The organism is Arthrobacter sp. TJ-170, from assembly GCF_058269305.1.
In genome coordinates, this window is sequence record NZ_JBZCNL010000002.1 from 1 (window position 1) to 12,515 (window position 12,515).

Genomic DNA, 12,515 nt, shown 5'->3' on the forward strand with positions numbered 1-12,515 from the left:
GAATCCGGCGGGTTCGTCCGGGATCACTTCTTCGGCAAGACTCCGGCCACGAAGGATCTCGTGGCGGACATGACCGACGCCCAGGTGTGGGGCCTGAAGCGCGGCGGGCATGACTACCGAAAGGTTTACGCGGCGTACAAGGCTGCCACGGAGTTCAAGGGCAAGCCCACCGTGATCCTGGCCAAGACCGTCAAGGGCTACGGCCTCGGACCGCATTTCGAGGGCCGCAACGCGACCCACCAGATGAAGAAACTGACCAACGCCGACCTCAAGGCCTTCCGCGACCACCTCCGCATCCCCGTCACGGATGAGCAGATCGACGCCGATCTCTACAACGCCCCGTACTACCACCCGGGTCCCGACGCACCCGAGATCCAGTACCTGCACGAACGCCGCAAGGCGCTCGGCGGCTACCTGCCGGAGCGACGCTCCAAGCACACCGAGGTAACCCTCCCAGGGGATAAAACTTACGAGGTTGCCAAGCGCGGATCCGGGAAGCAGCAGGCTGCCACCACCATGGCCTTCGTGAGGCTCCTGAAGGACCTCATGCGGGACAAGGAGTTCGGTAAGCGAATCGTCCCCATCATTCCCGATGAGGCCCGCACGTTCGGTATGGACTCGTTCTTCCCCACGGCGAAGATCTACAACCCCAACGGACAGAACTACCTATCCGTGGACCGGGACCTTGTCCTCGCCTACAAGGAATCCATTGAAGGCCAAATTCTCCACGCCGGCATTAACGAGGCAGGGTCCGTTGCAGCTTTCACCGCCGCAGGCACCGCCTACGCGACGCAGGGTGAGCCGCTGATCCCGATCTACGTCTTCTACTCGATGTTCGGATTCCAGCGCACCGGTGACTCCTTCTGGGCCGCCGGTGACCAGATGACCCGCGGATTCATCATCGGTGCCACCGCCGGACGCACCACCCTCACCGGCGAAGGCCTGCAGCACGCAGACGGACACTCACCCATCCTCGCCGCCACCAACCCTGCCGTCATCACCTACGACCCTGCCTACGGCTACGAGATCGGGCACATTATTCAGGATGGCCTCGAGCGGATGTACGGGGACGGCCACGCTGTATCCGGGTCTGACCCGAACGTCATGTACTACATCACCGTCTACAACGAGCCCATCATCCAGCCCGCCGAGCCGGAGAACCTCGACGTGGATGGACTGCTTCGCGGCATCTACAAGCTCAAGGACGGACACGCGGCGGAGAACACTCCGAGGTCGCAGATCCTCGCCTCGGGCGTGGCTGTGCCGTGGGCGCTTGAAGCACAGCAAATTCTCGCGGACGAGTGGGGAGTATCTGCCGATGTGTGGTCGGTGACCTCCTGGAATGAACTTCGTCGCGATGCCCTTGCCGCCGAGGAAGAGGCATTCCTCAACCCCGGCGCAGAAACCCGCGTCCCGTTCGTCACGCAGCAGCTGGGCGAAGCACCCGGACCGATTATCGCCGTCACGGACTACATGAAGGCCGTACCCGACCAGATCCGGCAGTTCCTCCCCCAGGACTTCGCCACCCTCGGCGCCGACGGCTTCGGCTTCTCCGACACCCGCGCCGCCGCCCGCCGCTACTTCAAGATCGACTCACACTCCGTCGTCGTACGCACCCTGGAACTGCTCGCCAAACGAGGAGAGGTCGACCAGGACGCACCACGCCAGGCGATCGAGAAGTACTCCCTCCTCGACGTCAATGCAGGCACGACGGGTAATACGGGCGGGGAGTCCTAACCAACACCGCCGTAGCAGGACCCGCCGGCTCACGAGATGAGCCGGCGGGTCCTGCTCGGAGTTTAAGCCCACCTTTGTAGCCTTCGTACAAAATGGAGCCAGACGTACCGGAGCCGTATGCTCGATTCATGGCATCGCCCAACCCCCCTCGCGGGACATCCCTGCCCGCTCCGGATCCGGCCACGGTGGACCGGCTGAGGACGCAGATCGGCGCCCTCTCGACGACCACGCTGAAACAGCTTGATTCCTCCCTGCCGTGGTACCGCAGCCTGCGCCCGGATGAAAGATCCGCTCTTGGCCTGGTCGCTCAGAAGGGCATCGCGTCTTTTGTTAACTGGTACCAGAAGCCGGTGTCCCCAGCCTGGGTCCTCAGCGATGTTTTCGGAACGGCTCCGACGGAACTTACCCGCTCCATCAGTCTGCAGAAGGCACTCCAGCTCATCCGCGTCGTCGTGCAGGTGGTTGAAGACCAAGTCCCTGATCTCGCCTCTGACGCCGACCAGGGGCTCCTCCGCGAGGCCGTTCTCAGGTATTCCCGTGAGGTGGCTTTCGCGGCAGCTGACGTCTATGCCCGCGCGGCTGAAACCCGTGGATCGTGGGATACGCGTCTTGAAGCGCTGGTGGTGGATGCGATACTGCGAGGAGAAAGTTCTGACGCTCTTCGGTCCCGGATCGCAGCGGTGGGCTGGAAATCCCAGGCGCCGATCACGGTCATGGTGGGCACCTCACCAGCCGAGTCGAACGCAATGTTCCTCAATGACCTGCGCCGTACCACCGGCAGACTGGCTGAAGACACCCTCGTCGGCATTCAGGGCGATCGCCTCATCCTCGTCCTCGGAGGAGTACAGGACCGCGACAGTTCCTATGCAAGGCTGAGCGAACTGTTCGGACCGGGTCCGGTTGTCTATGGACCGGAATCAGCCTCACTCGTGGCGGCGAGCGGTTCCGCCCAGGCGGCGTTTGCCGGACTCACAGCAGCGCGAGCCTGGCCCTCCGCACCCCGTCCGGTCGCCGCTGACGATCTGTGGCCGGAGCGTGTCATCTCCGGCGACGATACCGCCCGCAAGGCGCTGCTACGCAACATCTACCGTCCTCTCGCCAACGCGCAGAACGGTCTGGAAGAAACACTTTCGGCGTACCTGGCACTTGGTCATTCCCTCGAAGCGACGTCCCGCGAACTTTTCGTCCATGCCAACACCGTCCGTTACCGCCTGCGACGCGTTTGCGACATCACCGGATGGGATCCACTGCTCCCCCGAGAGGCCTTTGTACTTCAGACAGCGCTTGTCATCGGACGCCTGGCACCCCCTCCCAAGGCCGCAGCAGAGCGGTCATCGGCAAGGGTGGATCGGACTGCTTCGTTGTAGACTTCCTACAAAGTGGCTTCGGGAGCTTGGTGCACCGGAACACCCTGCTAATGACCGCCCATTTGGAAAGCTTGATACGTGCTTGCAATTCTCTGCCCTGGACAAGGGTCCCAGTCCCCCGGATTCCTGACCCCATGGCTTGACCTTCCCGGCGTACGCGAGCATCTTGATGCCCTCAGCGAGGCCGCCGGCGTCGACCTGGTGCATCACGGCACCGTCTCCGACGAGGAAACAATTCGTGACACCGCCGTAGCGCAGCCGCTCATTGTTGCCGCCGGATTGGTCGTTGCCCGTGTACTCCTTGGTGATACGCCGCTCACGTCGGCAACCGTCGTGGCCGGGCACTCGGTGGGCGAACTGACCGCGTCGGCCGTGGCCGGAGCCCTGACCGAGCAGGACGCCGTCACACTTGTGCGCACACGGGCGCAGTCGATGGCTGCCGCGGCTGCGGTCACCCCGACGGGTATGAGCGCGGTTCTGGGCGGAGACCCGGACGACGTCGTCGCTACCCTTGAACGCCATGGGCTGACCGCGGCGAACGCAAACGGCGGTGGCCAGATCGTTGCGGCGGGTACGATCGAGCAGCTCTCCGCGCTGGCTGCAGATCCGCCGCAGAAAGCCCGCGTTATCCCGTTGAAAGTGGCCGGGGCCTTCCACACCCACCACATGGCGCCTGCTGTGGAAGCACTCGAGGAGCTACGGCCTTCCCTCACACCGGCCGAGCCCCTCGCCACACTGCTCTCCAACGACGACGGTGAACCGGTGGCATCCGGTGACCTGAATCTCGACAGCCTGATTGCCCAGGTGTCCCGTCCCGTCCGTTGGGACCTGTGCATGCAGCGGCTTCAGGACATGGGCGTTTCGGGTGTGCTTGAGCTTCCTCCAGCGGGTACCCTGACAGGGCTGGCCAAGCGCGGGATGCGCGGGACAGCCAGCCTCGCAGTAAAGACCCCTGAGGACCTGAGCGCGGCACGGGACTTCATGGCAGAACACTCCCGCACCCCTCCCCCGGCCGACGCACCCATTGCAATTGCAGAAGGAAACGCGTGACTACTCCTACTCTTCAACAGTCCCCGCTGCGGGAACATACCCGCATCCACGGCATGGGTATCTTCCGTCCGGAGGTAATCGTCACCAACGAGGACATCTGCCAGTGGATCGATTCCTCGGATGAGTGGATCCGCCAACGCACGGGCATTGTGACGCGACACCGCGCTGACAAAGACACCAGTGTCATCGACATGGGTGAGGCGGCGGCGCGGGCGGCCCTCGCTGACGCAGGCATTGAAGCGTCGCAACTGGGCGCTGTGCTGGTTTCCACCGTCACGCACCCGTATGCCACGCCCTCTGCCGCCGCGCAGCTGGCAGACCGCCTCGGCGCCACCCCGGCCCCTGCCTACGACATCTCGGCAGCCTGTGCCGGCTACTGCTATGGGATCGCCCAGGCCGACGCCCTGGTGCATGCGGGAACCGCTGACTACGTCCTCGTGGTCGGCGTCGAGAAGCTCTCCGATTTCATTGACAACACTGAACGGACCATTTCCTTCCTGCTCGGCGACGGGGCGGGCGCCGTCGTCATCGGCCCGTCCGATTCACCCGGCATCGGTCCCTCCGTCTGGGGTTCTGACGGCAGCAAGCACGAGTCAATCCGTATGTCCCATTCGCTGCTCGATGTGCGGGACCTTTCGCTTGCAGCGCTTGCAGACGGACCGGACGCGCTGTCAACCGCTGCCGAATCCGCAATTTGGCCCACCATGCTCCAGGACGGCCCCACGGTGTTCCGGTGGGCCGTATGGGAAATGGCGAAGGTTGCGCAGCAGGCGCTCGATGCTGCCGGCATCAAGGCCGAGGACCTGGTGGCGTTCGTACCGCACCAGGCGAATATCCGCATCATCGACGAGATGGTGAAGCAGTTGGGCTTGCCCGAACACGTGGCGGTAGCGCGTGACATTGTCGACGCCGGTAACACCTCCGCTGCCTCAATCCCGCTGGCGATGCATCGCCTCCTGTCCGAGAATCCGAACCTCAGCGGTGGTTTCGCCCTGCAGATTGGCTTCGGTGCTGGATTGGTATTCGGCGCCCAGGTGGTTGTCCTCCCTTAGTTTTCCACTTCAGGCCGCAGCCCGCGGCCTGATCAAACGGATCCGGTACGCACCGGAACACAGAGAAAAGGAGCCATCATGGCTAACAATGAAGAGATCCTCGCAGGACTGGCTGAGATCGTTAACGAAGAGACCGGCCTCGCCCCCGAGTCCGTCGAGATGGACAAGTCCTTCACCGACGACCTCGACATCGACTCCATCTCCATGATGACCATCGTGGTCAACGCGGAGGAGAAGTTCGGCGTACGCATCCCCGACGAGGAAGTCAAGAACCTCAAGACCGTCGGCGACGCAGTGGACTTCATCGCCAGCGCCCAGTCCTAGTGGCGTGCGGCGATGGCACGCTGATCCCGCCATCGCCGCCTCATCAGGCACATCTTCCAGCCTCATCAGGCACATCTTCCATACGGAAACAACGACGCATCAGAGAGTGAACCATGGCACGCAAAGTAGTCATCACCGGCTTGGGCGCCACCACACCCATCGGCGGCGATGTTCCCACCATGTGGGAGAACGCATTGAAGGGCATCTCGGGTGCACGCACGATCGAGGCCGACTGGGTGGCGGAGTATGAGCTCCCCGTAACCTTCGCTGCTCAGGTTTCGACCCCGGCAAGTGAGGTTCTGACCCGCGTCGAAGCCAAGCGGATGGACCCGTCCACCCAGTTCGCCGTGATTGCTGCCCGCGAGGCGTGGCGCGATTCCGGAATCGAAGAGGTGGATCACGACCGCTTCGCCGTAGCGTTTGCGACCGGCATCGGCGGCGTTTGGACGCTGCTCGATGCCTGGGACACGCTGAAGGCGAAGGGGCCTCGTCGCGTGTTGCCCATGACGGTTCCAATGCTCATGCCCAATGGTCCTGCGGCTGCCGTGAGCCTGGATCTCGGCGCGCGCGCTGGTGCACATACGCCCGTATCGGCGTGTGCATCCGGCACCGAAGCCCTACATCAGGGGTTGGAATTGATCCGTTCCGGCAAGGCCGACGTCGTCATGTGCGGTGGCGCCGAAGCTGCCATCCACCCGATGCCGATCGCTGCCTTTGCATCCATGCAGGCGCTGTCGCGCCGCAATGACGATCCCGAGCATGCCTCTCGCCCGTACGACATTGACCGCGACGGCTTCGTGATGGGTGAGGGTGCAGGAGCACTGCTTATCGAGGCGGAGGAACACGCCCTCGCCCGTGGCGCCCGGATTTATTGCGAGCTGGCGGGCACCTCGGTCACCGCCGACGCGTATCACATCACGGCGCCTGATCCCGGGGGTCTGGGTGCAACCCGGGCACTGAAAGCCGCGCTGTTCGATGCGCGGGTGCAGCCCTCGGACGTCGTCCATGTCAATGCCCACGCTACCTCCACGCCGGTGGGTGACCAGCCTGAGTATGTGGCACTGAAGACCGCTCTGGGTGACCAACTGGACTCGGTTGCCGTTTCGGCTACCAAGTCGCAAACCGGCCATCTGCTGGGTGCGTCGGGTGCAGTCGAGGCTGTGATGACTGTTCTTGCGGTCCACGACCGCCGGGCACCGCTCACCATCAACCTTGAGAATCAGGATCCGCAGATTCCGCTTGACGTGGTGACGTCGGCTCGTGATCTTCCTTCGGGCGATATTGTAGCGCTCAGCAACTCGTTCGGTTTTGGTGGCCACAATGCGGTCATCGTGGTGAAGAACGTCTAGCCTGCCGACATCCTTCAGACCGTGAATGAGGCCCGGGTACCTGTCGGTACCCGGGCCTCATTCTTGCGTTCAGTGGATGATTCTAGCCAACCTGGTGCAGCCAGCGTACGGGTGCGCCCTCTCCTGCATGGCGGAAGGGCTCCAATTCCTCGTCCCAAGACTCGCCCAGGGCAAGGGAGAGCTCGTGGTAGACCGCTGCCGGGTCGCCGGCTCCGGTCTCATAGGCGTACCTGATGCGGTCTTCGGAAATCATGACGTTGCCGTGAACGTCCGTGGTGGCGTGGAAAATTCCCAACTCCGGGGTGTGCGACCAGCGGCCGCCATCGGCCCCCGCGCTCTGCTCCTCGGTCACCTCGTACCGCAGGTGTGCCCAGCCCCGCAAGGCGGATGCCAGCTTGGCCCCTGATCCCTGTGCAGCTACCCAGGAGAGCTCGGCGCGAAACATTCCGGGCGCGGCAGGCTGCGGGGACCACTGCAGGTCCACACGCTGGTCAATGACCGATCCCACGGCCCACTCGATATGAGGGCACAACGCAGAAGGGGCTGAGTGAATATACAAAACACCGCGCGCCATCACAACAGACATTCCATCCTCCATAGCTGTAGGTACGTCTTCCCCAACGACCTTCAACCCTTGGTGGTACTGTCCCGTTGTTGCTCGGGTACGGTGTGCTCAGTCCTTAGATTTCGAACTACGCTTATTCTGCCCTATGAACGCAAATGGCGCCACTGTAATTACTCCCGCCGTATTCCGCGACTGCGGATAGCCGACGCGACGGTCAGGCGCGGGGGTGGGCCTGCTCATAACTGCGGCGGAGCCGGTCCACGGACACATGGGTATAGAGCTGGGTGGTTGCGAGGCTCCGGTGTCCCAGGAGTTCCTGTACGGCACGCAAATCCGCACCGCCGTCGAGCAGGTGCGTTGCTGCCGTATGGCGCAACGCATGCGGGCCGCTCGCGCCCGTGCCCTCGACTGTTAGAAGGAGTTTCTGGACGATCGACCTCGCCTGACGCTGGTCGAGGCGGTGCCCCCGCGGTCCCAGAAAGAGCGCGGCACCGCTGTCCGGCCTGGCCCATTGGTTCCTGCCGCGGGCCAGCCAGTCGTTGAGGGCTTGAGCAGCAGGCACACCGTATGGCACAGTACGCTCCTTGTTGCCCTTCCCCAGGACACGGATGGTCCGGCGGTCATGATCCACATCGTCGATGTCCAACCCGACCAGTTCACCGACGCGTATCCCGGAACCATAGAGCAATTCCAGCACTGCCCGGGCACGAAGCGTCGCGGGATCGCCTCCTATCGCCGCTTTCTGTGTGGCTACCAACAACGGTTCGAGCTGCGACTCTGACAGGACGTCGGGAAGACCGTTCTGCCGACGGGGTGCCTTCAGCCTGAGCGACGGGTTGTCACCGATGTATCCCTCGCGGGTGGCCCAAGCCAGGAAATTCCGCACGGTCGCTGCACGTCTGGCGATAGTCGCCCTAGATAGTCCCTGCTGATCGAGGAAAGCCAGCCATGACCTGAGACAGCTCAGATCCACTTCCGCAAGAGCCGAAATGCCGTGGGCACCCGAGAAGGACGCAAAGTCGTCGAGGTCACCGCGATAGGCGCGCACCGTGTTGGCGGACCGGTTCCGCTCTCGGGAGAGGTAGCTGATGAATCCGTCCGATTCGCGGACGAAGAGGGACGGAGGGCCGCTGCCGGGCGCTGCACTCATTCCCTGTCTCCCAACTCTTCCGCTGACGCGCCTGAACCTACTGTGCGTCACGATGGGGTGCCCATCAAGGAGGCGCACCGCCGATCCTTCGATGCTGCCGTACAAACTTGCGCCTTGGGAAAGGATTCACGCCGCGGCGCCAGCGGTTACCGCGGCTTCCAACTCGAGCAACGCACGCTTCACGGCGACCCCAGCCGCGTAGCCCGTGACTGCTCCGCCCGCACCCACCACCCGATGCCCCGGGATGATGATCGATAGTGGATTGGCGCGCACCGCCGCACCGACAGCCCGTCCCATCGATTCATTGCCCAGGGCGCCTGCGATGTCCTTGTACGTGCGGGTCTCACCGTACGGGATGGCCGCGACCGCTTCCCAGACGGTGTGCTGAAACTCGGTCCCATTCACGAGCTCGTACGGTAACGGCTGGGCAACGGTTCCGCTGAAGTACCGCTGCAGCCAGTCACCCGTCCCACGGAATACTTCGGATGCGCTCTCCTCGTTAGGGGCTGGGGAATCATTCGACCCGCCCTCCGGAAAGCACGTGTTTTGTGATCCTTCTGCAAAGGGCAGCCCGAGGAGAACCGGAGAGGGCTCCGGCGAGTGATACTCATGGTAAAGACCGACCAATTTTTCATTTCGGGCCACAAGCACCAGTCCTCCTAAGGGGCTGTCGACAATCTTGAACGTATTCATAGGTGGTTCCTTTCTTCATGCCGGGTAATGCAGGGATCCTTCCGGCTGAATCTGTGAAGGGTGTCCGGTGGGAGCGGATCAACGTGGATGCTTCCGCCAGCCGCCGTCATCGGTACGTTGCGCAAGGCCGTCGGTCTCCAGGCGGCCGAGGCCTGCAAGGACACCGGGCACGCTGAGGCCAGCGACCACCGCGAGCTTGTCGACTGTGGAGGAGGCACGCACAGGCAGCGCGTCCAGAAGCAGCAAATCCTCCACGGTCAGGCCGTCATGCGGCGCCCGCTGCTCGGGGCGCTCCTCACCGGGCGTCGCTAGGAGGGGACCCGCGAGTTCAACGACCTCAGCAACGTCAGTGACGCAGATCGCGCTGCCGTCGCGAAGCAGTCGATGACAGCCAGCGGAATTGGGTGACTGGACAGGTCCGGGAACCGCTCCGACCGCCCGGCCCAGGTTGGCCGCGTGATGTGCCGTGCTGAGTGCTCCCGAGCGCCAGCGCGCTTCAACCACCACAGTGACTGAGCTGAGGGCGGCGATCAGCCGGTTCCGTTGAAGAAACCTGTAGCGCGTAGGTGATGAACCTGGCGGTACCTCGGAGATCAGCAGTCCGCGCTGGGCGATTTCCCGGAGAAGTCCCTCGTTCCCGGCCGGGTAATACCGGTCGATGCCGCAGGCAAGAACTGCCAAGGTGGGCAATGGATGGTGCTCCCCCGCTATTGCCAGCGCTCCCCGGTGTGCCTGCGCATCGATGCCGTAAGCGCCGCCGGACAACACGGTGTAGCCTCGCCCGATCAGGCCAGCGGCGAGTTCGGCGGTCACGGAAGCTCCGTAGTTGGTGCTATCCCGCGAACCGACCACTGCCACTACCTGCTCCTGTGACGGGATGGCAACGGCATTCTGCCCGCGAACCCACAAACACAGAGGTTCTTCCAACTGGAGATCCTTCAGAGCCTGAGGCCACCAGTCCGATTCGGGGGTGAGCAGGGTTCCGCCGAACCGGCGCACGGTTTCGAGGTCCCTGAGCGGTGCAAGAGTCTCGGCGCGTGTCCGCCATCGATCAAGTGCCTGTGTGAGCGCGTCTGTTCTCATCCGGTGTCCGTTCGCGGCCAGCACGTCGAGGAATGCCCGGTGCAGCCGAGGACCACAGGTTGTGGTGCCCGTAGCTATCTTCAGGGCCTCAACGGGACCTGCAGCGGACACGAGCGCCAGCCCGACATTGTCGGATGGTTCCAACAGGCGCGCGAGAGCTGCACGCGCCACTTGCTCTTCGCTCCACCCGGAAGCGTTCATGCTGCGTCCTCCTGGGTGCGGAAGATCAGCGCTGTTGTGACGTCATCGCAGTTGGGCGAGGCCCTTCCGGCCAGATCAGCGATTGTCCAGGCGACTCGCAGGACCCTGTCGTAGCCGCGTTTGGTGATGGCAGCCTGCTCCATTTTCTTGTCCACGGATTCGGTTGCCTTCCTGGTAAGCCGGAGTTCGTTGTGCAGAAGTCGGGCGGGGATCTCGGCGTTGGTGGACAGTTCCCAGCGGCGTAGCCGCTCGTGCTGCGCCGCTCGGGCAGCGGCAACGCGCTTTGCGACCGCAGCGCTGGATTCTGCCGCGGCAGACCCGGAGAAATCCTTGAGGGACACTCGGTGTACTGCCAGTTGCAGGTCGACCCGGTCAAGGAGAGGCCCGGACAGCCGGTCGAAGTAGCGCCGGCGCTGCTGCGCGGAACACCTGCAATCCATTCCCTTACCGGTGGCCAGCCCGCACGGGCAGGGATTGGCCGCGAGCACGAGCTGGAACCGCGCGGGGTAGGTGGCCGTTCCGGCTGCCCGGTGTAGCACTAATTCCCCGCTCTCCAGGGGTTCCCGGAGCGCATCGAGAATGCGGCGCTGGTATTCCGGCGCCTCATCAAGGAACAGGACGCCACGATGCGCACGTGAGGCTGCGCCCGGACGGGGGATTCCGCTGCCGCCCCCGATGATCGATGCCGCGCTGGCGGTATGGTGTGGGCTCTCAAAGGGCGGCCGACGACGTAATTCCCGGCACGATTCGGCGCTCCCGAGAGAGTGTATGGCTGTCACTTCCATCGCCTGCTTGTCCGAGAGATCCGGAAGTATCCCGGGCATGCGCTCCGCCAGCATGGTCTTTCCCGCACCGGGCGGACCAACCATCATCAGGTTGTGTGCTCCAGCGGCGGCTACCTCCACTGCGAATCGTGCCTCCGACTGGCCCGCCACATCAGACATGTCCTTGGGGACGAGAGCAGCACTCACACGAGACCCTGACGAAAGCTCCGACGCCTGCGGTACAGGAAGATCGACGGAGGCTGGATCCGCTCCGAACGCCAACGCCACTTCGGCAAGGGAGTCATAGCTTCTCACCTCAGCGCTCGGTACGAGAGCCGCTTCCGCGGCGTTCCCGCCGGCAACGACCACGCTGGTGAAACCGGCCGCCACCGCAGCCATCACTGCTGGAAGCACCCCGCGGATGGGCCTGAGGCGCCCGTCCAGACCCAGCTCGGCAAGGAAAACGGTACGGCCGCAGTTGCGGACGTCTCCCGCCGCTGCCAAAGCAGACATAACGATGGCAAGGTCGAAGCCCGAACCTCTCTTGGGCAACGACGCTGGAACCAGGTTCACCGTGATCTTCCGGCGTGTGAGTGGGAGCCCTGCGTTTCTCGCCGCTGCCCTGATTCGCTCCTTTGCCTCGGAAAGCGAAGCGTCGGGCAGCCCGAGGAGGACAAAGGCGGGGAGAGTTTGCCCGATGTCCGACTCGACCTCAACGATGTAGCCGTTCAATCCCACCAGTGAAACGGCGTAGGTGCGTCCAAGCGGCATCAGCTCACCGCCCGCAGGTGCTCGATGGCAGGTTGACCGGTGCCGTCATCCACGATGGCGACTGCGTCCACGCGAAACCCGGAGAACCGGAGATCATGTGCCCGCGCCCAGCGTGATGCCAACAGATACAGCCGTTCCAGTTTCCCGGGCGTGATCGCTTCCAGCGGGTGACCGAATGCCTCGGAGGACCGCGTCTTGACTTCAACGACGACCAGCGTGGCGCCCTCAAGCGCTACAAGGTCAATCTCGCCGATCGAGCACCGCCAGTTGCGATCGATGATCCGGAGCCCGCCGTCCTCCAGGTAACGGGCCGCAAGGTCCTCGCCCCGCTTACCCAGCTCATCCTTGGTTCTCATAAAAACACCTCCGGTACCAGCGTGTTGCAACTGGTACCGGAGGTGCCGGAGTT

General features: G+C 63.7%; 12 protein-coding genes. 6 read left to right on the plus strand and 6 right to left on the minus strand.

Going from position 1 to position 12,515, the window contains the following annotated elements:
- From AC4D1W_RS03950 to fabF, 6 genes are all read left to right on the plus strand, one after another.
- Positions 1-1,737 (plus strand): transketolase-like TK C-terminal-containing protein (locus tag AC4D1W_RS03950; RefSeq protein WP_490897895.1); only part of this gene is annotated, 1,737 nt, incomplete at its 5' end.
- A 128-nt stretch (positions 1,738-1,865) separates the two neighbouring features.
- A complete protein-coding gene (locus AC4D1W_RS03955) occupies positions 1,866-3,104 on the plus strand; it encodes a PucR family transcriptional regulator (RefSeq protein ID WP_490888863.1) in 1,239 nt (412 codons plus the stop codon).
- Between the two features lie 78 nt (positions 3,105-3,182).
- Positions 3,183-4,154 (plus strand): ACP S-malonyltransferase, encoded by a 972-nt coding sequence (locus AC4D1W_RS03960; RefSeq protein ID WP_490897896.1) that lies wholly within the window; start codon positions 3,183-3,185, stop codon positions 4,152-4,154.
- Complete coding sequence (locus tag AC4D1W_RS03965; protein ID WP_490888866.1) at positions 4,151-5,206, plus strand: beta-ketoacyl-ACP synthase III; 1,056 nt, start codon at positions 4,151-4,153, stop codon at positions 5,204-5,206. Before AC4D1W_RS03960 ends, AC4D1W_RS03965 begins: the two co-directional genes overlap by 4 nt.
- Positions 5,207-5,284: 78 nt before the next feature.
- On the plus strand, positions 5,285-5,530 hold the full coding sequence (locus AC4D1W_RS03970) for an acyl carrier protein (protein WP_490888870.1): 246 nt from the start codon (positions 5,285-5,287) through the stop codon (positions 5,528-5,530).
- A gap of 113 nt (positions 5,531-5,643) precedes the next feature.
- The gene (fabF, locus tag AC4D1W_RS03975; RefSeq protein WP_490888873.1) at positions 5,644-6,879 is read left to right on the plus strand and encodes a beta-ketoacyl-ACP synthase II; all 1,236 of its coding nucleotides are present in this window, start codon (positions 5,644-5,646) and stop codon (positions 6,877-6,879) included.
- Between the two features lie 82 nt (positions 6,880-6,961).
- Here the strand turns inward: fabF and AC4D1W_RS03980 are convergent, their stop codons facing one another.
- From AC4D1W_RS03980 to AC4D1W_RS04005, 6 genes are all read right to left on the minus strand, one after another.
- Positions 6,962-7,465, minus strand: a complete 504-nt coding sequence (locus tag AC4D1W_RS03980; protein ID WP_490888876.1) for a DUF3145 domain-containing protein — start codon at positions 7,463-7,465, stop codon at positions 6,962-6,964.
- Between the two features lie 193 nt (positions 7,466-7,658).
- On the minus strand, positions 7,659-8,594 hold the full coding sequence (locus AC4D1W_RS03985; RefSeq protein WP_490897897.1) for a tyrosine recombinase XerC: 936 nt from the start codon (positions 8,592-8,594) through the stop codon (positions 7,659-7,661).
- A 126-nt stretch (positions 8,595-8,720) separates the two neighbouring features.
- Positions 8,721-9,287 (minus strand): methylated-DNA--[protein]-cysteine S-methyltransferase, encoded by a 567-nt coding sequence (locus AC4D1W_RS03990; protein ID WP_490888882.1) that lies wholly within the window; start codon positions 9,285-9,287, stop codon positions 8,721-8,723.
- Positions 9,288-9,365: 78 nt separating this feature from the next.
- Positions 9,366-10,571 carry a DNA-processing protein DprA gene (dprA, locus tag AC4D1W_RS03995; RefSeq protein ID WP_490888886.1) on the minus strand — a complete coding sequence of 402 codons (1,206 nt, stop codon included), beginning with the start codon at positions 10,569-10,571 and terminating at the stop codon, positions 9,366-9,368.
- A complete protein-coding gene (locus AC4D1W_RS04000; protein WP_490888888.1) occupies positions 10,568-12,106 on the minus strand; it encodes a YifB family Mg chelatase-like AAA ATPase in 1,539 nt (512 codons plus the stop codon). The genes dprA and AC4D1W_RS04000 overlap by 4 nt, the downstream gene beginning before the upstream one ends.
- Positions 12,106-12,462, minus strand: coding sequence for a YraN family protein (locus AC4D1W_RS04005; RefSeq protein ID WP_490888890.1), 357 nt, complete (start codon positions 12,460-12,462; stop codon positions 12,106-12,108). Before AC4D1W_RS04005 ends, AC4D1W_RS04000 begins: the two co-directional genes overlap by 1 nt.
- Positions 12,463-12,515 lie beyond the last annotated feature (53 nt).